This is a genomic window from Stenotrophomonas bentonitica (assembly GCF_002887735.1).
Classification (GTDB): Bacteria; Pseudomonadota; Gammaproteobacteria; order Xanthomonadales; family Xanthomonadaceae; genus Stenotrophomonas; species Stenotrophomonas bentonitica_A.
This window is the reverse complement of record NZ_PKQP01000012.1, coordinates 38,885-57,313: the sequence shown is the minus strand read 5'-3', so window position 1 is coordinate 57,313 and position 18,429 is coordinate 38,885. Positions and strand designations below refer to the sequence as shown.

Annotated in this window: 19 protein-coding genes; 14 read left to right on the top strand and 5 right to left on the bottom strand. The window is 67.2% G+C overall.

Translation table 11 applies throughout. The features are described from left to right. The first annotated feature begins 274 nt into the window (after positions 1-274). Genes C0R07_RS17660 through C0R07_RS17645 form a run of 4 tightly spaced genes read left to right on the top strand, consistent with a single transcriptional unit; the run spans position 275 to position 3,167 of the window. Complete coding sequence (locus C0R07_RS17660) at positions 275-850, top strand: nitroreductase family protein (protein ID WP_070426669.1); 576 nt, start codon at positions 275-277, stop codon at positions 848-850. Between the two features lies 1 nt (position 851). Further along, positions 852-1,817, top strand: coding sequence for a 5'-3' exonuclease (locus tag C0R07_RS17655; RefSeq protein WP_237393507.1), 966 nt, complete (start codon positions 852-854; stop codon positions 1,815-1,817). Then, positions 1,814-2,365 (top strand): NUDIX hydrolase, encoded by a 552-nt coding sequence (locus C0R07_RS17650; RefSeq protein ID WP_019182404.1) that lies wholly within the window; start codon positions 1,814-1,816, stop codon positions 2,363-2,365. Before C0R07_RS17655 ends, C0R07_RS17650 begins: the two co-directional genes overlap by 4 nt. Beyond that, on the top strand, positions 2,358-3,167 hold the full coding sequence (locus C0R07_RS17645; RefSeq protein WP_174704367.1) for an N-formylglutamate amidohydrolase: 810 nt from the start codon (positions 2,358-2,360) through the stop codon (positions 3,165-3,167). Before C0R07_RS17650 ends, C0R07_RS17645 begins: the two co-directional genes overlap by 8 nt. A 15-nt stretch (positions 3,168-3,182) precedes the next feature. On the opposite strand, the gene C0R07_RS17640 is transcribed toward C0R07_RS17645, so the two are convergent. Further along, positions 3,183-4,628 (bottom strand): MFS transporter, encoded by a 1,446-nt coding sequence (locus C0R07_RS17640; RefSeq protein WP_046271988.1) that lies wholly within the window; start codon positions 4,626-4,628, stop codon positions 3,183-3,185. Between the two features lie 110 nt (positions 4,629-4,738). Here C0R07_RS17640 and C0R07_RS17635 point away from each other — a divergent pair, with 110 nt between their 5' ends. Further along, positions 4,739-5,626: a LysR family transcriptional regulator gene (locus C0R07_RS17635; protein ID WP_070471486.1), complete on the top strand. Its 888-nt coding sequence runs from the start codon at positions 4,739-4,741 to the stop codon at positions 5,624-5,626. 138 nt (positions 5,627-5,764) lie between these two features. On the opposite strand, the gene pip is transcribed toward C0R07_RS17635, so the two are convergent. Together pip and prmC are read right to left on the bottom strand one after the other, a co-directional pair. Next, positions 5,765-6,709, bottom strand: coding sequence for a prolyl aminopeptidase (gene pip / locus C0R07_RS17630; RefSeq protein ID WP_019182408.1), 945 nt, complete (start codon positions 6,707-6,709; stop codon positions 5,765-5,767). 100 nt (positions 6,710-6,809) lie between these two features. Further along, positions 6,810-7,658, bottom strand: a complete 849-nt coding sequence (prmC, locus tag C0R07_RS17625; RefSeq protein WP_102789562.1) for a peptide chain release factor N(5)-glutamine methyltransferase — start codon at positions 7,656-7,658, stop codon at positions 6,810-6,812. Positions 7,659-8,087: 429 nt separating this feature from the next. Between prmC and ahpC the strand changes: the two genes are divergently transcribed. The 5 genes from ahpC to C0R07_RS17600 all read left to right on the top strand — a co-directional run bounded on the left by ahpC (position 8,088) and on the right by C0R07_RS17600 (position 13,005). After that, the gene (gene ahpC / locus C0R07_RS17620) at positions 8,088-8,651 is read left to right on the top strand and encodes an alkyl hydroperoxide reductase subunit C (RefSeq protein ID WP_019182410.1); all 564 of its coding nucleotides are present in this window, start codon (positions 8,088-8,090) and stop codon (positions 8,649-8,651) included. Positions 8,652-8,802: 151 nt separating this feature from the next. Then, positions 8,803-10,395 (top strand): alkyl hydroperoxide reductase subunit F, encoded by a 1,593-nt coding sequence (ahpF, locus tag C0R07_RS17615; RefSeq protein WP_102789561.1) that lies wholly within the window; start codon positions 8,803-8,805, stop codon positions 10,393-10,395. Between the two features lie 91 nt (positions 10,396-10,486). Next, positions 10,487-11,443: a DNA-binding transcriptional regulator OxyR gene (gene oxyR / locus C0R07_RS17610; protein ID WP_019182412.1), complete on the top strand. Its 957-nt coding sequence runs from the start codon at positions 10,487-10,489 to the stop codon at positions 11,441-11,443. A 138-nt stretch (positions 11,444-11,581) separates the two neighbouring features. After that, positions 11,582-11,989 carry a nucleoside diphosphate kinase regulator gene (rnk, locus tag C0R07_RS17605; protein ID WP_019182413.1) on the top strand — a complete coding sequence of 136 codons (408 nt, stop codon included), beginning with the start codon at positions 11,582-11,584 and terminating at the stop codon, positions 11,987-11,989. A gap of 53 nt (positions 11,990-12,042) precedes the next feature. Continuing rightward, positions 12,043-13,005 (top strand): transaldolase, encoded by a 963-nt coding sequence (locus tag C0R07_RS17600; RefSeq protein ID WP_046271992.1) that lies wholly within the window; start codon positions 12,043-12,045, stop codon positions 13,003-13,005. A 236-nt stretch (positions 13,006-13,241) separates the two neighbouring features. On the opposite strand, the gene msrA is transcribed toward C0R07_RS17600, so the two are convergent. Next, complete coding sequence (msrA, locus tag C0R07_RS17595; protein WP_102789578.1) at positions 13,242-13,895, bottom strand: peptide-methionine (S)-S-oxide reductase MsrA; 654 nt, start codon at positions 13,893-13,895, stop codon at positions 13,242-13,244. Positions 13,896-13,925: 30 nt separating this feature from the next. Continuing rightward, positions 13,926-14,192: a DUF2007 domain-containing protein gene (locus C0R07_RS17590; protein ID WP_102789560.1), complete on the bottom strand. Its 267-nt coding sequence runs from the start codon at positions 14,190-14,192 to the stop codon at positions 13,926-13,928. A gap of 145 nt (positions 14,193-14,337) precedes the next feature. Here C0R07_RS17590 and C0R07_RS17585 point away from each other — a divergent pair, with 145 nt between their 5' ends. From C0R07_RS17585 to C0R07_RS17570, 4 genes are all read left to right on the top strand, one after another. Continuing rightward, positions 14,338-16,086: a glutamine--tRNA ligase/YqeY domain fusion protein gene (locus C0R07_RS17585; RefSeq protein WP_102789559.1), complete on the top strand. Its 1,749-nt coding sequence runs from the start codon at positions 14,338-14,340 to the stop codon at positions 16,084-16,086. A gap of 202 nt (positions 16,087-16,288) precedes the next feature. Then, entirely contained in the window at positions 16,289-16,849 is a 561-nt protein-coding gene (locus C0R07_RS17580; RefSeq protein WP_019182418.1) for a nucleoside deaminase, read from the top strand. 24 nt (positions 16,850-16,873) lie between these two features. Further along, entirely contained in the window at positions 16,874-17,920 is a 1,047-nt protein-coding gene (gene rlmM, locus C0R07_RS17575) for a 23S rRNA (cytidine(2498)-2'-O)-methyltransferase RlmM (protein ID WP_102789558.1), read from the top strand. 113 nt (positions 17,921-18,033) lie between these two features. Then, positions 18,034-18,429, top strand: coding sequence for a hypothetical protein (locus tag C0R07_RS17570; RefSeq protein ID WP_070426659.1), 396 nt, complete (start codon positions 18,034-18,036; stop codon positions 18,427-18,429).

The window sequence follows — 18,429 nt, the reverse complement described above, 5'->3', positions numbered from 1 at the left end:
GGCGCACCCCATGCGCCCACGCTCGGATGGTAGGCCGGCCGACCGATCAAAGACAGTGAAGCAGTCGACACTTTAAACCTCATCACCGGTGGCCCGGCAGGCTTTGTATCGTAAGCGCAGCAGGCCGTGGAAGCGAGTACAGCCACGTGAAGGAAGTCCGCTGATTAGGTGATGTTCATCACGTTTTGTCGCAAATTGCACCGAGATCGTCCGAGGCCGTGTCACAAACGGTCGCGACTATAATCGGGGCATCGTTAAGTCTGATTGAGAACCCATGTCCGTCCCCTCCGCCCTGCACGCCCTGGATGCACGCCGTTCGGTCCCCGCCAAGCAACTGGGTGAACCCGGCCCCGACCCGGCCACCCTGCTGCGGATGCTGACCTCGGCCGTGCGGGTGCCCGACCACGGCAAGCTGGTGCCTTACCGCTTCCTGCGGATCGCCGGCGATGCGCGTCACAGTCTGGGTGCGTTCCTGGCCGAGCGCGCCGTCCAGCGCGACCCCCAGGTCTCGCCGGCCCAGTTGGACAAGGATCGCCAGCGTTTCTCCCACGCCCCGCTGATCATCACCGTCATCGCCAGCCCGCGCCCGAGCCCCAAGGTGCCCGAGGCAGAGCAGCTGATGACCGCCGGCTGCGTCTGCTTTGCCTTGCTGCAGGCCGCCCAGGCGCTGGGCTTCGGGGCGCAGTGGCTGACCGCGTGGATGGCGTTCGACCCGGCCGTGCATGCCCGCCTGGGCTTGGCCGAGGGCGAGCAGATCGCCGGCTTCATCCATATCGGCACCCCGAAAACCGAGGTACCCGAGCGTGAGCGACCGGACCCGGCCGCGCTGCTGCAGGACTGGGAGGGCTGAGATGTCCGCCCTTCCCGCCGGCCCGGGCATGCCCCCGCCGCCGCTGCGTGCGCCGCTGTATCTGGTCGATGCCAGCCTGTATGTGTTCCGCGCGTGGCATTCGATGCCCGACGAATTCCAGGACCAGCAGGGCTGGCCGACCAATGCCGTGCACGGCTTCGCGCGCTTCCTGCTCGACCTGCTCGAACGCGAGCGCCCGGCCAACATCGCCATCGCCTTTGATGAAGCGTTGGACAGCTGTTTCCGCCACCGGATCTACGCTGCCTACAAAGCCAACCGCGATCCCGCGCCCGATGCGCTGCGCCGCCAGTTCGCGCACTGCAAGGCGCTGTGCACCGCGCTGGGCCTGGCGGTGCTGGCCCACCACGAATACGAGGCCGATGACCTGATCGGCAGCGCCCTGCACGCACGCCGCGACGCCGGCATGCGCGGGGTGATCATCTCCGCCGACAAGGATCTTTCGCAGCTGCTGTTCGAGCATGACGAACAGTGGGACTACGCACGCAACCAGCGCTGGGGCATGGCCGGGGTCAAGGCGCGCCACGGCGTGCATGCGCACCAGATCGCCGACTACCTGGCGCTGTGCGGCGATGCGGTCGACAACATCCCCGGCGTGACCGGCGTGGGTGCCAAGTCTGCCGCCGTGCTGCTGGCCCACTTCGGCAGCCTGGACGTGCTGTATGAGCGCCTGGATGAAGTGCCGTTCCTGCGCCTGCGCGGTGCCGCGCAGATGGCCGTACGCCTGCGCGAACAACGCGAGCATGCGCTGCTGTGGCGTCAGCTGACCACCATCGCGCTGGATGCGCCGCTGGAGGGCGCCGCTGCCGATTTCAGCCGGGGCGTGGCCGATGCACAGATGCTGCAGGGCCTGTGCGATGCGCTGCGTTTCGGCCCGTTGACCCGGCGCCGCCTGTTCGCCGCCGCCGGCCTGTCCGATTCCTCTTCCGTTGCCAGCGAGTTCGCATGAGCCCCGATACGCAAGCCCCCAAGGTCGTTTTTGAAGGCAAGTACCAGCGCATGGTCGTGCGCGGCACGTGGGAGTACAGCGAGCGTACCCACGCCGGTGGCCTGGCCGCGATCATCATTGCGGTCACCCCCGAAGACACCGTGCTGTTCGTCGAGCAGTTCCGCATACCGCTGCAGGCCAGGACCATCGAAATGCCCGCCGGCCTGGTAGGCGACATCGATGCCGGTGAATCCATCGAGGTCTCGGCGGTGCGCGAGCTGGAGGAAGAAACCGGCTGGACCGCCGACCACGCTGAAGTGCTGATGATCGGCCCGACCTCCTCCGGTGCCAGCAGCGAGAAGATCGCCTTCGTGCGTGCCACCGGCCTGCGCAAGGTCGGTGAAGGCGGCGGCGATGCCAGCGAAGACATCACCGTGCACGAGATTCCCCGCGCCCGCGCCGCGGCGTGGCTGGTCGAAAAGATGGGCCAGGGCTACGAGCTGGATGCCAAGCTGTGGGCCGGGCTGTGGATGATCGAACACCACCTGGACGGGACCCCGCGTGGCTGATTCGCTGTTCCATCCACATACCGGCGCATCACTGCTCAGGCCGGCCGACCCGGCCGCGTTTACCGTGCATCAGGCGCAGGGCCGTTCGTCCTTCGTGCTGATCGCCGACCACGCCGGCCAGCAGGTGCCGGCCGCATTGGACGATCTCGGCCTGCCGCAGGCCGAGCTGGACCGCCACATCGGCTGGGATATCGGCATCGCCGGGGTCACCGTGGAACTGGCACGGCTGCTGGATGCCTGGGCGATCACGCAGACATATTCGCGGCTGGTGATCGACTGCAACCGGCCGTTGGCTTCGCCCACGCTGATGCCGGCGGTCAGTGACCTTACCGTCGTTCCCGGCAATCAGCGCCTGACAGCGGCGCAGCGACAGCAGCGCATCGACGCGATCCACGCGCCCTACCATGCGCGCATCGATGCCGAGCTCGATACCCGCCACGCGCAGGCCCGGCCGACGGTGCTGGTGATGATGCACAGCTTCACCCCGGTGATGAATGACGCTGCGCGGCCTTGGCATGCCGGCGTGCTGTACCACCGCGACACGCGATTCGCGCTTCCCCTGCTGCAGGCGCTGCGCGATGAAGGCGACCTGGTGGTGGGCGACAACCAGCCCTACGCCGTCAGCAGCACCAGCGACTACGCCGTGCCGGTGCATGGCGAAGGCCGCGGGCTGGTGCACGTGGAGCTGGAGATCCGCCAGGACCTGATTGCCGATGCCGCTGGCCAGCAGGCGTGGGCACAGCGCCTGGCGCGGATCTTCACCGCCCTGCAGCCGCAACTGGACGCACTGCCGCCTGGGTAAGGCTTGGTGATCGATTCACCCTTCGCCCGCGCACACCGGCGTGGGCGCTGCACGGTCCTGCTGCGGCCGCAGCCACAGCGCCACGCCCACGCCCAGCAACGCGAACAGTGCCGCACCGTACTGCGCGTGGATCATGCCCTGCAGGGCCGCGTCGCTGCTGGCACCGGCGCTGCCACGACCGGCGTTGGCCACCATCACCAGCAGCGCCAGGCCCAGCGCACCGCCGATCTGCTGCGCGGTGGCGGCCATGCCCGAGGCCACGCCCTGCTGCGCGGCCGGCACGCCCTGCCCGGCCACGATCCACATCGAGGTCCAGGTGATGCCCTGGCCGAGGCTGAGCACCACGATGCCCGGCAGCAGCGCCCAGTAGGTCGCGCCATACGGCAACGCAACGGCGACCGCGGCGATGCCGATCGCACCGGCCAGCATGCCCACCGCCAGCACCTGGCGCGGCGAACGCTGCGCAAGCATGCGCTCGGCGATGCGGATGCCGAAGGTGCACACCAGGGTGGGTGGCAGAAACGCCAGGCCAGCCTGCAGCGCACTCCAGCCGTAGCCATCCTGGTAATACAGCGCCAGGAAGTAGTACTGCACGCCGTAGCTGCTCATGAACAGCATGGTCAGCAGCATCGCCGCACGCAGGCTGCGCAGGCGCAGCAGCGAGAACTGCATCAGCGGGTCGCGGCTGCGGCGTTCGATCTGCACGAAGGCGGCCAGCATCACCGCCGATACCACCAGACAGATCAGCGTGCGCGGCGCCAGCCAGCCCCACTCCGGGCCCTGCACCAGCGTGGTGACCAGCAGGCTGCCGCCGAGGGTCACCGTGACACAGCCGGCCAGATCGAACGAGCGGCCCGCCAGCGGCGCGGGATCGCGCGGCAGCCACCAGCCGCCCAGCAGCGCGCAGCCACCGGCGAAGGGGACGATCACCAGCAGTACCGAGGCCCACCCGAAGCTCTGGGTGAGCACGCCACCGAGCAGGGTGCCCAAGGCCAGGCCGCCCGCACTGGCCATCGACCAGATCGCCAGCGCGCGGTTGCGCGGCGCGCCTTCGGCGTAGATCGTGTTGATCAGCGCCAGCGTGGCCGGGAACAGCAGCGCCGCGCCGATGCCCTGGACCGCGCGGGCGGCGATCAGCAGCCACGCACTGTTGCTGAACCCACCCACCAGCGAGGCCAGCGCGAACAGCGCCATGCCGAGCCGATAGATACGGCGTCGGCCCAGCAGATCGGCCGCACGGCCGCCAAGCAGCAGGCAGCCGCCGAAGGCCACCGTATAGCCACTGACGATCCACTGCAGCTGCTGGGCATTGATCTGCAGCTGCGTGCCCATCTCGTGCAGGGCGACGAAGATGATCGTGGAATCCAGCGCGATGATCAGCTGGGCCATCGCCAGCAGAGCCAGGGCGAGGCGTGGAAATGCGGGCGCCGGCGCGCCAGCGGGAGACAGGGGGGAGGTCATGCCGACTCGGTACTGCGTAAGAAGGTGGGCAGTCTCATTGATGACGCTTCATAAATAAACCCGGATACTTCGATATCTGTCATGCATATCCGCATGAATCGGAGGACGTCATGGATCTCAACGCCGTGCGCATGCTGGTGCAAGTGGCAGAGGCGCGCAGTTTCACCCTCGCCGCCTGTCAGCTGGGGATCAGTCAATCCGGGTTGTCGCGCGCGATCGGGCGGCTGGAGAGCGCGCTTGGCGTGCGCCTGCTTCACCGCAACACCCGCAACGTCAGCCTGACCCCGGATGGCCGCCAGTTCGTCGAGCACTGCGCGCCGCTGCTGAGCGGGCTGGAGGATGCCGAGCGTCGGCTGGGTGATCGCCCCTCCACGCCGTCGGGCGTGCTGAAACTGACGGCGCCGTCGATGTTCGGGCGCAAGGTGCTGGTGCCGCTGGCCGGGCAGTTGATGGCGGCACACCCGCAACTGCAGTTCGAGCTGGTGCTCAACGACCGGCTGGTCGATCTGGTCGAGGAAGGCTTCGACGCCGCATTGCGCACCGGGCCGATCAGCGATGTGCGCATGGTGGCGCGCCCCCTGCGGCCGTTGAACTGGGTCACCGTCGCCTCCCCCGCCTACCTCGCGCAGCACGGTGAACCGGCCACCGTGGATGCGCTGCACGATCACGCCTGCCTGGCGGTGCGCAATCTGCGCAGCGGGCGGCTGGTGGATTGGCAGTTCCGCGAGGCCGATGGCCAGCTGCGCGAGTTCACCCCGCCGGCGCGGATGGTGTTCGACAGCGGCGACCCGCTGGTCGAGGGCGCCCTGGCCGGGATCGGCATCGTGCAGGTGATGGATTTCGCGGTGGCCGATGCGTTGGCCGACGGCCGGCTGCAGCGGGTGCTGCAGCCCTTCGAAGGCCGCAGCCGGGTGCTGTCGCTGGTCTACCCGCCCTCGCGGCAGGCCTCACCGAAGCTGCAGGTGTTGGCCGAAGCGTTGTTGGGCGGTGATTGGTAACCCGCCGCATCACGACCAACGGTCGTGATCCACCGCATGGTGCACGGGGCGATGGCGATCACGACCAACGGTCGTGATCCACCGCGCGACGTCTGGGGGTGACCCGGTAGGTGCCGACCGTTGGTCGGCACGTCTCCATCAACCCGCGAAGCGATCGGTCGCACGCACCAGCGCGTCGACATTCTCCGCTTCAAACGCGGAATGACCCGAGGCGGGGCTGATCTCCAGCGTCGATTTCGGCCACGCCTTGTGCAGTTCCCACGCGCTTTGCAGTGGGCAGACCACATCGTAGCGGCCGTGCACGATCACGCCCGGAATGTCGGCGATGCGGTGCGCGTCGCGCAGCAGCTGGTCTTCCACCTCGAAGAAACCGCCGTTGACGAAGTAGTGGTTCTCGATGCGGGCGAAGGCCAGCGCGAACTGCGGGTCCTGGTGGCTGTTCACGAAGTCGTCGTCCACGTGCAGGAAGCTGGTTGCCCCTTCCCATACGCTCCACGCCTTGGCCGCCGCCAGGCGGGTGGCCTCGTCATCGCTGGTCAGGCGGCGATGGAAGGCCGAGATCAGGTCGTGGCGCTCCACCGCCGGGATCGGCTTGAGGTAGTGCTCCCACGCATCCGGGAACAGGCGGTTGGCGCCTTCCTGGTAGAACCATTCCAGCTCCCAGCGGCGCAGCATGAAGATGCCGCGCAGGACCAGCTCGGTCACGCGCTGCGGGTGGGTCTGCGCGTAGGCCAGTGCCAGGGTCGAGCCCCAACTGCCGCCGAACACCTGCCAGCGATCCACCTTGAGGTGCTCGCGCAGCGTCTCGATGTCGGCCACCAGATCCCAGGTGGTGTTGTCGACCAGGTCCGCATGCGGCGTGGAACGGCCGGCACCGCGCTGGTCGAACAGGATGATCCGGTACTTGGCCGGGTCGTGGAACTGGCGCATCTTGTCGCTGCAGCCGCCGCCCGGGCCACCGTGCAGCATCACCACCGGCTTGCCATCGGGATTGCCGCACTGCTCGAAATACAGCGTGTGGCGGTCATCGACCTTCAGGGTGCCGACGTCGTAAGGGGTGATGGCGGGATACAGCGTACGCATGACAGGAACTCCATGTGGAATGACAGTCGCCGCATCACGCTGCGCGGCGGCCCGGTGGACAGGTCATTCTAGCCCCGGGGTGGGCGCGGGGCCGGCACGGTCAGGCCGCCAGACAGCCCAGGCTCACCCGGTCGCGCTGCTCCAGGTCGCGCTCGGTGGCGACCGACTGGAAACCGGCCTGCCGCAACAACGCGCGGATCGCCTCACCCTGGTCCCAGCCGTGTTCGATCAGCAGCCAGCCGCCGGGAAGCAGGTGCGCTGCCGCACCGTCGATGATCAGGCGGATGTCGTCCAGCCCATCGGGGCCGGAGGCCAGCGCGGTGGCCGGTTCGAAACGCAGGTCGCCCTGCGCCAGGTGCGGGTCGTCGCTGGCGATGTACGGCGGGTTGGTGGCGATCAGCTCGACGCGCTCGCCCGCCAGGGGCGCGTACCACGCCCCCTGCCGGAAGCTGACATTGTCCAGTGCGTGGCGCTGCGCGTTGCGCGCTGCCACGGCCAGGGCCGCCTCACTGAGGTCGGTCGCGATCACCTGCGCCAACGGCCGCTCGCTGGCCAGGGCCAGCGCGATCGCGCCGCTGCCGGTGCCCAGATCCGCGACCCGCAGCGGGGTATCCGCGGGCAACCGCGCCAGCGCCAGCTCGACCAGCAGTTCGGTCTCCGGGCGCGGGATCAGGGTGGCCGGGCTGACCTCCAGGTCCAGGGTCCAGAAGCCGCGGCGGCCCAGCAGGTAGGCCACCGGTTCGCCGGCGAGGCGCTTGGCGAGCAGGGCCTCGAACGCGGCCACCTGCGCGGGGGCGACCGGATTGGTGGCGTGGGCGAACAACCAGCTGCGCTCACGCTCCAGCACCTGCAGCAGCAGCAGTTCGGCGTCGTGCCTGCCCTCCACACCGGGCAGGCGGGTGGCGGCATCGGCGAGCAGCTGGCGGACGTCTGGCGGGGCGGCAGTCATGGCGGATCGGAGCAACGTCGGGGCGCGCAGTGTAGTGCACCGGCAGCGGTCGGCCAGGCGTGCGCCAGGGGCCTTCGGCGGCAGCAACGCGATTGAAACTACGCATCGCCACTACATATATAGATTCGTAGCCGCTATCGAATTCCGTGGGAAAACCGGGCGTTCCGGCACTGAGGCGCCCCGCGCCGTTCAGGTTCCCACCGCGGCGCATATGCAGAAGCTATTGAAGCGATCACCCGCCACCGCCCGCTGGTCATTGCGCTGCAACGTTTTTGACGGCCATGGCCATCACCATTCATTCGCAGGATCAGACCCTTTTGATAGCCTATGACTATCGCATAGATGCAATCAATGGATTGTCCTTATGGGAACGAAGCCGCTAACCTGTGTTGGTCGCTTCACCCACCCCCTTCACCAAGAGGAACAACGATGTCGCTCATCAACACCCAGATCCAGCCGTTCGAAGCCAACGCCTACCAGAACGGCGAGTTCATCAAGGTCTCCGACAGCACCCTGAAGGGTCACTGGTCCGTGCTGATCTTCATGCCGGCCGCGTTCACCTTCAACTGCCCGACCGAGATTGAAGACGCCGCCGACCATTACGCCGAGTTCCAGAAGGCTGGCGCCGAGGTCTACATCGTCACCACCGACACGCACTTCTCGCACAAGGTGTGGCACGAAACCTCGCCGGCCGTCGGCAAGGCCCAGTTCCCGCTGGTCGGCGATCCGACCCACCAGCTGACCCGCGCCTTCGGCGTGCACATCGAAGAAGAAGGCCTGGCCCTGCGCGGCACCTTCATCATCAACCCGGAAGGCGTGATCAAGACCCTGGAGATCCACTCCAACGAGATCGCCCGTGACGTCTCCGAGACCCTGCGCAAGCTGAAGGCTGCCCAGTTCACCGCCGCCAACCCGAACCAGGTCTGCCCGGCCAAGTGGAAGGAAGGCGAGAAGACCCTGACCCCGTCGCTGGACCTGGTCGGCAAGATCTAAGCCGTATCCCATCCCCATCCCCGCCCGCCGGGGATGGGGGTGAACCCAAGCCGGTGCCCCACGCGCCGGTTTCGGTTCACCCCCATGTCGCGCAGATGCACCCGCGGGGTTCGTCGACGCTGTTCCCTTGCCTGAATCAAGGAGTTTTTCGATGTTGGATGCCAACCTCCAGTCCCAGCTGAAGACCTATCTGGAACGTGTCACCCGTCCGATCCAGATCACGGCGCACGTGGATGACGGCGCCAAGTCGCAGGAGATGCTCGAGCTGCTCAACACGCTGACCACGCTGTCGGCGCAGATCAGCCTGGACGTGCGTCGCGACAGCAGCGAGCGCACGCCCTCTTTCGCGCTGACCACGCCCGGCCAGGACATCCATCTGGTGTTCGCGGGCCTGCCGATGGGCCATGAGTTCACCTCGCTGGTGCTGGCCCTGCTGCAGGTTGGCGGCCACCCGTCCAAGGCCACGGCCGAGCTGATCGAGCAGGTGCGCAACCTGGAAGGCGAGTACCGCTTCGAAACCTACTTCTCGCTGTCCTGCCAGAACTGCCCGGACGTGGTGCAGGCATTGAACCTGGCGGCGGTGCTGAATCCGCGCATCCAGCACGTGGCGATCGATGGCGGCCTGTTCCCGGCCGAGGTGGAAGCGCGCCAGATCATGTCCGTACCGACCGTGTACCTCAACGGCGAAGTGTTCGACCAGGGCCGCATGACGCTGGAACAGATCGTGGCCAAGCTCGATACCGGCGCGGCCAAGCGCGATGCCGAAAAGCTCAGCACCAAGGCACCGTTCGACGTGCTGGTGGTGGGGGGTGGTCCGGCCGGCGCAGCGGCAGCGATCTACGCCGCACGCAAGGGCATCCGCACCGGCGTGGCCGCCGAACGCTTCGGTGGCCAGGTGCTGGACACCATGGCGATCGAGAACTTCATCTCGGTCAAGGAAACTGAAGGTCCAAAGCTGGCCGCCGCGCTGGAACAGCACGTGCGCGAGTACGAGGTGGACATCATGAACCTGCAGCGCGCCACCGCCCTGGTGCCCGCCGGCGATGATGGCCTGGTCGAAATCAAACTGGAAAACGGTGCATCGCTGAAATCGCGTTCGGTGATCCTTTCCACCGGTGCACGGTGGCGCCAGATGAACGTGCCCGGCGAAGATCAGTACCGCAACAAGGGCGTGGCGTACTGCCCGCATTGCGACGGTCCGTTGTTCAAGGGCAAGCACGTGGCGGTGATCGGTGGCGGCAACTCCGGCGTGGAAGCAGCGATCGATCTGGCGGGCCTTGTGACGCATGTGACCCTTCTGGAATTTGATGACAAACTGCGCGCCGATGAAGTACTGCAGAAGAAGCTTCGCAGCCTGGGCAACGTCACCATCATCACCAGCGCCCTCACCCAGGAAGTGCTGGGCGATGGCCAGAAGGTGACGGGCCTGGTCTACCAGGACCGCGTCGGTGGCGATTCGCACCGGGTGGAACTGGAAGGCATCTTCGTGCAGATCGGTCTTCTGCCCAATACCGAATGGTTGAAGGACACGGTGGCGCTGTCACCGCGTGGCGAGATCCTGATCGACGACCGCGGCCAGACCAGCGTGCCGGGTGTCTTCGCCGCAGGCGATTGCACGACCGTTCCGTACAAGCAGATCGTCATCGCGATGGGCGCCGGTTCCACTGCGGCACTGAGCGCCTTTGATCACCTGATCCGCACCTCCGTTCCCAAGAGCAGCGGCGCTGTCGCCGAAGCTGCCTGAAACGTTTCGGTTCCCGGTTCGCCGGGAACCTTGTCTGTCTGCTGGGTAGCCACGCCATCACCCGGTCCATTGCCGCAAGAGGTCCAAGGAAATGAACCTACGTGATTTGAAGTATCTGGTGGCGCTGGCCGACCACCGCCATTTCGGCAAGGCGGCCGCCGCCTGCTTCGTCAGCCAGCCCACCCTGTCCACCCAGATCCGCAAGCTCGAGGATGAGCTGGGGTTGCCGTTGGTGGAACGTGCCCCGCGCAAGGTCATGCTCACCCCCGCCGGGGTGGAAGCGGCCGCGCGCGCGCGCACCATCGTGGCCGAGGTGGAGCAGATGAAGGAAGCCGCGCGGCGCAGCCGCGATCCCGAAGCCGGCACCGTCCGGCTCGGCATCTTCCCGACGCTGGGCCCGTATCTGCTGCCGCATGTGATCCCCAACATCCGCGAGCGTTTCCCGCAGCTGGAACTGCTGCTGGTCGAGGAAAAGAGCGATGAGCTGCTGACCCGGCTGCGCGAGGGCAAGCTCGATGCCGCCCTGCTGGCACTGCCGCTGGACGATGACCAGCTGCACGCCGAGTTCCTGTTCGAAGAGCCCTTCCTGCTGGCGGTTTCCCAGCAGCACCCGCTGGCACGCCGCCAGCATCTGGACGTGCAGGAGCTCTCGTCGCAGAAGCTGCTGCTGCTCGAGGATGGACACTGCCTGCGCGACCAGGCGCTGGCCGTCTGCCGGTTGTTTGGCGCCAACGAGAAATCGGAGTTCCGCGCCACCAGCCTGGAGACGCTGCGGCAGATGGTGGCTGCCGATGTGGGCATCACCCTGCTGCCGACGCTGTCGGTCAAGCCCCCGGTGCCGCGCTCGGACAACATCCGCCTGCTGGACTTCAGCGGCGATGACCGCCCCAGCCGCCGCATCGCGATGGCCTGGCGCCGCAGTTCGGCGATGACCGGGTTCCTGGAACAGCTGGCCCAGCAGTTCAAACGGCTGCCGCAGGGCCTGCTCGCGCTGGAGTCCACCGACGTTCCGGGTGCCACGGCCACGCCGCTGCAACGCGCTGGCTGAGCCTGGCTGAACCGGCCGGCGGGGCCGATACGCCGGACGGGTCGCATCCGTCTACGATTGTCAGCACAATAGGACGAGGCGGTGCCAGCAGGCGCCGCCTTTTTGCATGGGTCTTCCACAAACGCAAGGAGCTACACCATGTCCACTTCCAGCGGACTGCCCCCTTCCATCATTGTTTCAAGCCACGACATGGACCGCCTGGACGCCATGCTCGAGTCTCCCGCTGTCAGCCAGACCCCCGCCGGGATCGCCCTGGCCGAAGAACTCAACCGGGCGACCGTTGTGGCGCCGGACCAGGTTCCCGAGGGCACCGTCATGATGCATTCGCGCGTGGAGTGCGAAGATGAGCTGCAGAACGAAAAACACGTTCTGACGCTGGTCTATCCGCGCGAGGCCGATGTTGAACAGGGCAAGGTATCGATCCTCGCACCGGTGGGCACCGCGCTGCTGGGCCTGTCGATCGGCCAGACCATGGACTGGGTGGCACCGGGCGGCCGCAAGCTGCGCCTGCGGGTGACCGCCGTCCACCACCAGCCCCACGCCTGACCCCGCCTGCTGCGTCGTCGCGCAGGTTCCACCGTTTCGTCCCAGGAGTTGCAATGAGCACCGTTTCGCTGTCCAAACTCTCCCAGCTGCGTGATCTGTCCGTGGTGGTTGCCGATACCGGCGATTACGAGGCGATCAAGCGCTTGAAGCCGGTCGACTGCACGACCAATCCCACCCTGGTGAAGAAAGCGCTGGACCTGCCGGTGTACGCCGATCTCATCGAGAGCGCGCTGGCCTGGGGCCGCGAGCAGGGTGGCGAGCGCGAGGCGGTTGTCCACGCGGTGGCCGATCGCCTGACCGTGGGCGTGGGCACCCTGCTCAGCACCCTGGTGCCGGGCCGGGTCTCGACCGAGGTCGATGCCGACCAGGCGCACGACACCGCAGCGACGGTCGCCAAGGCGCGCCAGTTCATCGCCATGTACGAGGCAGCCGGCGTGCCGCGCAGCAAGGTGCTGATCAAGATCGCAGCCACCTGGGCAGGCGTGGAAGCGGCACGTCAGCTGCAGGCCGAAGGGATCGACTGCAACCTGACGTTGATCTTCAATCCCACCCAGGCGCTGGCCTGCAGTGAGGCCGGTGCATTCCTGATTTCGCCGTTCGTGGGCCGCATCCTGGATTGGTATGTGGCCAACGGGCAGGCGCCGGCAAGCATCGATGAAGACCCGGGCGTGGTGTTCGTGCGCGGCGTGTATGCCGAGTTCAAGCGCCGTGGTTCGCCGACGGTGGTGATGGGTGCCTCGTTCCGTTCGACGGCGCAGATCGAGGCGCTGGCCGGCTGCGATCGCCTGACGATTTCGCCGGACCTGCTGGAGAAGCTGGACGCCGATCATGGCGAGCTGCCGCGCAAGCTGGTGGCCGGTGCGGCGGAGCCGGTGCAGGTGACGCCGATCGATGCGGCGCGCTTCGCGGCGGATCTGGCGGCCGACCCGATGGCGACGGAGAAGCTGGCAAGCGGTATCGATGCGTTCGCCAAGGATCTGGAGGCGTTGCGCCAGACGATCCGCGAGCGCCTGTAAGCGCTGGCGGTTGGCTCGCTATACAAAAGGCCCCGCACTGCGGGGCCTTTCGTTTTTGGCGCTTGCGGCAACCGCAACCGCAACCGCTCACTTTCGTCGGGGTTGGCCCGATGTGGGCGCGATTGCTGGACGCGCCGTCGACACATGGCGGGTGCGTCCGGGTGCGCAGTACAGCAGTGAACCCAAGGCCGTCTATTGGACCGGGTAGAGCCGACCGTTGGTCGGCTCCCACGTGATCAGGCACCCACACCGATCGGGCAACTGACGCCGGTGCCACCGATGCCGCAGTAGCCGTTCGGGTTCTTGGCGAGGTACTGCTGGTGGTAATCCTCGGCGTAGTAGTACTCGGGCGCCGGAAAAACGATATCGGTGGTGATCGCGCCGTAGCCGCTGTCGTTCAGGCGCTGCTGGTAGGCATCACGGCTGGCCAGGGCGGCGTCGAGCTGGGCCTGGGTGGTGGCGTGGAGCGCGGAGCGGTACTGGGTGCCGGTATCGTTGCCCTGGCGCATGCCCTGGGTGGGATCGTGACTTTCCCAGAAGACCTGAAGGAGGCGCTCGAGCGGGACGATGGCCGGGTCGTAGACGACCTCGACGATTTCGGTGTGCCCGGTAAGGCCGGAGCAGACTTCTTCGTAGGTGGGGTTAGGGGTGACGCCGCCGGCGTAGCCGACCGAGGTCGAGTAGACGCCGGGGATCGTCCAGAATTTGCGTTCAGCGCCCCAGAAGCAGCCCATGGCGAAGCGGATACGCTCCAGGCCGGTGAAGCTGTCTTTCAGCGGGTGGCTGTTGACGTAATGCTGGTTGTGCAGCAGCGGCAGGGGCTGGTCGCGGCCCGGCAACGCTTCTTCCGGGCGCGGCAGGCGCTGCTTGAAGGCGCCGATGCCCAACAGACCGTTTCCAATACCCAACATGGCGTTCTCCTAGGCCGGCAACAGGCCGGCGCTTTCGTCTCCGTCGAATATGGGGTCGTCCGGGGCCGCGCCCAAGTCCAGTTGGGCAACGATGTCTTCCGCTTCGGGACGGGCCAGATCGGGGACGCACACGCGCAGGACGCCGAACAGCGGGAGCTCGCCCATGCCCCCCAGCAGCGATTCACCGAAGACGAAGGCGGGGATGCCGGCGTCCTCCAGGGCGTGTTTGACCAGATGGGCGTCGAACAGGTTGTCGGCCTGGTAGATCACGTGCATGGGCGGGCTCCGGAGGGCATGGGGCCAGCATACGCCCAGGGGCTGAAGGCGTGCCGACCTACGGTCGGCACCTACCCGTTTAGCCTGTCGCCTTACGACAGGCTAAACTGTTGGTCTTTCTACCTTTTAACTGCGACCGCGCATCATGTCCGAGTCTACCGCCGCCCCCACCGACGCCCTTCCGGAAACCCAGGAAAAACGGGATTTCATCCGTCAGATCGTCCGCGAGGACCTGGCCGGCGGCAAGCATGCCGCGATCAAGACGCGCTTCCCGCCCGAGCCCAACGGCTACCTGCACATCGGCCACGCCAAGTCGATCTGCCTGAACTTCGGCATCGCCGGCGAGTTCAACGGCGTGTGCAACCTGCGCTTCGACGATACCAACCCGGCCAAGGAAGACCCGGAGTACGTGGCCGCGATCCAGGACGATGTGCGCTGGCTGGGCTTTGAGTGGAACGAGCTGCGCCATGCCTCGGATTATTTCGATGCGTACTACCTGGCCGCCGAAAAGCTGATCACCGATGGCAAGGCGTATGTGTGCGACCTCTCGGCCGAGGAAGTGCGTGCCTACCGCGGCACCCTGACCGAGCCGGGTCGCCCGTCGCCGTTCCGCGACCGCAGCGTCGAGGAAAACCTGGACCTGTTCCGCCGCATGCGCGCGGGCGAGTTCCCGGATGGTGCGCGCACCGTACGGGCCAAGATCGACATGGCCAGCGGCAACATCAACCTGCGCGACCCGGCCCTGTACCGGATCAAGCACGTTGAACATCAGAACACTGGCAATGCATGGCCGATCTACCCGATGTACGACTTCGCGCATGCACTGGGCGATTCCATCGAGGGCATCACCCACTCGCTGTGCACGCTGGAGTTCGAAGACCACCGCCCGCTGTACGACTGGTGCGTGGACAACGTCGATTTCGCCCACAACGACGCGCTGACCCAGCCGCTGGTCGATCGCGGCCTGCCGCGTGAGGCGGCCAAGCCGCGCCAGATCGAGTTCTCGCGGTTGAACATCAACTACACGGTGATGAGCAAGCGCAAGCTGATGGCGCTGGTCACCGAGCAGCTGGTGGATGGCTGGGAAGACCCGCGCATGCCGACCCTGCAGGGCCTGCGTCGCCGTGGCTACACCCCGGCGGCGATGCGCCTGTTCGCCGAGCGCGTGGGCATCAGCAAGCAGAACTCGCTGATCGATTTCAGCGTGCTCGAAGGCGCGCTGCGCGAAGACCTCGACAGCGCCGCCGCGCGCCGCATGGCGGTGGTCGATCCGGTCAAGCTGGTGCTGACCAACCTGCCCGATGGCCACGAAGAAACCCTGACCTTCTCCAACCATCCCAAGGATGAGGCCTTCGGTACCCGCGAGGTGCCGTTCGCCCGCGAGCTGTGGATCGAGCGCGAGGATTTCGCCGAGGTTCCGCCCAAGGGATGGAAGCGCCTGGTGCCGGGCGGCGAAGTGCGCCTGCGCGGTGCCGGCATCATCCGCTGCGATGAGGTGATCAAGGACGCCGACGGCACCATCACCGAACTGCGCGGCTGGCTGGATCCGGAATCGCGCCCGGGCATGGAAGGCGCCAACCGCAAGGTCAAGGGCACCATCCATTGGGTCAGCGCCGTGCATGCGGTGCCGGCCGAGATCCGCCTGTACGACCGTCTGTTCTCGGTGCCGAACCCGGACGACGAAACCGACGGCAGGACCTACCGCGATTACCTCAATCCGGACTCGCGCCGCACCGTCACCGGCTATGTCGAGCCGGCCGCGGCCAGCGCCGCGCCGGAACAGTCGTTCCAGTTCGAGCGTACCGGCTACTTCGTGGCCGACCGCCGCGACCACACCGCCGCCAAGCCGGTGTTCAACCGCAGCGTGACCCTGCGCGATACCTGGTCGGCGTAAGCTGCACCCGGCCGGTGCCAGGCACCGGCCACCGCGTGACCCCGGCGCGGCCCTGCATCGGCAGGGCCTGCGCTCCAGATTCCCTGCGACCGGCGCAGCCCTGCGCCGGCGTGCGCGTGGCCGCGTTCAGCGCGGGCACGGCATCCCCGGGCGCGGCCCGATACACTGCCGCTGCTCCATCTTTGAAGAGGTTCATGTCCCGATGCTGTACGCGCAAGTCCATCTCACCCTGCCCGCCTGGATCCACGACCAGATCGATCTGGGCCGTGTCTATCCCGAGGACGCCGACAAGGTCGCGCTGGCGATTGAACTGTCGCGCCTGAATGTCGAGGCACAGAGCGGCGGCCCGTTCGGCGCCGTGGTGTTTGGGCCGGATCACCGCGTGATCGCCGCCGGCGTGAACCGCGTGGTGCCGCATACCACCTCGCTGGCGCATGCCGAAAACATGGCCTACATGCTGGCCCAGCAGCGCCTGCAGACCCCGCGCCTGAACGATGTGCTGTCACCGATCACCCTGGCCACCTCCTCGCAGCCGTGCTGCCAGTGCTACGGCGCCACCATCTGGGCCGGCATCGATCGGCTGCTGATCGGTGCCAGCGCACAGGACGTGGAAGAACTGACCCCCTTCGATGAAGGCCCGCTGCCGGCGGACTGGATCGGCGAACTCAACAAGCGTGGCATCGAGGTCGTGCGCGACATCGAGCGCGACGCCGCGCGCGCGGTGCTGCGCCAGTACGGAGAGATCAACGGTGCCCATTACTGATATCCGCGCTTCGGGCGCGATGCGATGAGCGGCCTGCTGTGTCTGTGCCGCCAGGGGTTTGAACCGGAACTGGCCGCCGAGCTGTCCGAGCGTGCGGCCTATGCCAACGTGGCCGGCTATGCGCGCACCCAGCGCAATGACGGTTACGTGGTGTTCGTCACCGACGAAGGTGCGGCGCTGTCCAAGGCCCTGTCCTGGCGCTCGCTGATCTTCGCCCGGCAGAAGCTGCAGGTGCTGGCCGAACTGCCGCAGCTGGATGCTGCCGACCGCATCACCCCGATCCTCGCCGCCCTGCAGGGGCAGCAACGCTTCGGCGACATGTGGGTCGAACATCCGGACTCGGACGAAGGCAAGCCGCTGGCCGGCCTGGCCCGCGCGTTCGGCAATGCGCTGCGCCCGGCGCTGCGCAAGGCCGGCCTGCTGACCGACAAGCCTAACACCGGCCTGCCGCGCCTGCACATCGTGTTCGTGGATGGCCGTCATGCCTTCGTGTGCGTGGCCGACACCCGCGACAGCGCGCCCTGGCCGCTGGGCATTCCACGCCTGAAGCTGCTGCCCGACGCGCCCTCGCGCTCGGCGCTGAAGCTCGATGAAGCCCTGCTCACCCTGATGACACCGGAAGAGCGCGAACTGCTGGTCAAGCCGGGCATGCGCGCGGCCGACCTGGGCGCTGCACCGGGCGGCTGGACCTGGGTATTGACCCGCCAGCACCTGAAGGTGATCAGCGTGGACAACGGCCCGCTGCGCGAGCACGTGCTGGAAACCGGGCTGGTTGAGCATCTGCGCGCCGATGGCTTCCATTGGCAGCCGGAGACCCCGCTGGACTGGATGGTCTGCGACATGGTCGAACAGCCCCGCCGCGTGGCCGAACGCATGGCCACCTGGTTCCGCGAGGGCTGGTGCAAGCATGCGATCTTCAACCTCAAGCTGCCGATGAAAAAGCGCTGGGATGAAACCCGCATGTGCCTGGAGCTGTTCCAGGAACAGGCCGGCAGGCCGCTGCATCTACGCGCCAAGCAGCTGTACCACGACCGCGAAGAAATCACGGTGCTGGCCTCGCCGCTGCGCTGACCCACGCGCACCGCCGGTAGAGCCGGGACATGCCCGGCTGGCCGCGCACCGCGCGGCAATGATCGAAGCACGCGCCGGCCCCCCGGCGTCCCCACGTCACGAACGGAGATTCCATGCGACGCCGATCAAACCTCATCCTGCTGCTGACGCTGCTGCCCACGCTCGCCCTGGCCCAGGTCCGCCCGCCGTCACCGGCGGTCAGCGAACCGCTGCGCGAGGTCCCCGCGAGCGTGCGCGCACAGCCGCTCTCGCAGGGCGAGGTGACCCATCAGGTGACGCTGGCCGCGCCGGCTGGAGAAGCTGCGGTAACGGTGCGTTCGGTGCAGCCGGTGAGCGTGGTCGGTCAGTACCGGATCGCGTTCGCGGCGCTGGATGTCGACGGCGACGGCTTCATCAGCCGCGCCGAAGCGCAGGCCAACCCGACCCTGGCCGATGAGTTCAACGCGCTGGACGTGAAGCGGCGCGGCAAGCTGGACCGCGCCGACCTGGCCGGCTGGCTGATCGACTGA

Coding starts and splice junctions, on each gene's coding strand:
- C0R07_RS17635 (WP_070471486.1), top strand. CDS start 4,739: ATGGATCTCAACGCCGTGCGCATGCTGGTGCAAGTGGCAGAGGCGCGC.
- C0R07_RS17640 (WP_046271988.1), bottom strand. CDS start 4,628: ATGACCTCCCCCCTGTCTCCCGCTGGCGCGCCGGCGCCCGCATTTCCA.
- ahpF (WP_102789561.1), top strand. CDS start 8,803: ATGTTGGATGCCAACCTCCAGTCCCAGCTGAAGACCTATCTGGAACGT.
- C0R07_RS17585 (WP_102789559.1), top strand. CDS start 14,338: ATGTCCGAGTCTACCGCCGCCCCCACCGACGCCCTTCCGGAAACCCAG.
- C0R07_RS17580 (WP_019182418.1), top strand. CDS start 16,289: ATGCTGTACGCGCAAGTCCATCTCACCCTGCCCGCCTGGATCCACGAC.
- oxyR (WP_019182412.1), top strand. CDS start 10,487: ATGAACCTACGTGATTTGAAGTATCTGGTGGCGCTGGCCGACCACCGC.
- C0R07_RS17570 (WP_070426659.1), top strand. CDS start 18,034: ATGCGACGCCGATCAAACCTCATCCTGCTGCTGACGCTGCTGCCCACG.
- prmC (WP_102789562.1), bottom strand. CDS start 7,658: ATGACTGCCGCCCCGCCAGACGTCCGCCAGCTGCTCGCCGATGCCGCC.
- C0R07_RS17655 (WP_237393507.1), top strand. CDS start 852: ATGTCCGCCCTTCCCGCCGGCCCGGGCATGCCCCCGCCGCCGCTGCGT.
- rnk (WP_019182413.1), top strand. CDS start 11,582: ATGTCCACTTCCAGCGGACTGCCCCCTTCCATCATTGTTTCAAGCCAC.
- rlmM (WP_102789558.1), top strand. CDS start 16,874: ATGAGCGGCCTGCTGTGTCTGTGCCGCCAGGGGTTTGAACCGGAACTG.
- C0R07_RS17650 (WP_019182404.1), top strand. CDS start 1,814: ATGAGCCCCGATACGCAAGCCCCCAAGGTCGTTTTTGAAGGCAAGTAC.
- ahpC (WP_019182410.1), top strand. CDS start 8,088: ATGTCGCTCATCAACACCCAGATCCAGCCGTTCGAAGCCAACGCCTAC.
- C0R07_RS17590 (WP_102789560.1), bottom strand. CDS start 14,192: ATGCACGTGATCTACCAGGCCGACAACCTGTTCGACGCCCATCTGGTC.
- C0R07_RS17600 (WP_046271992.1), top strand. CDS start 12,043: ATGAGCACCGTTTCGCTGTCCAAACTCTCCCAGCTGCGTGATCTGTCC.
- C0R07_RS17660 (WP_070426669.1), top strand. CDS start 275: ATGTCCGTCCCCTCCGCCCTGCACGCCCTGGATGCACGCCGTTCGGTC.
- pip (WP_019182408.1), bottom strand. CDS start 6,709: ATGCGTACGCTGTATCCCGCCATCACCCCTTACGACGTCGGCACCCTG.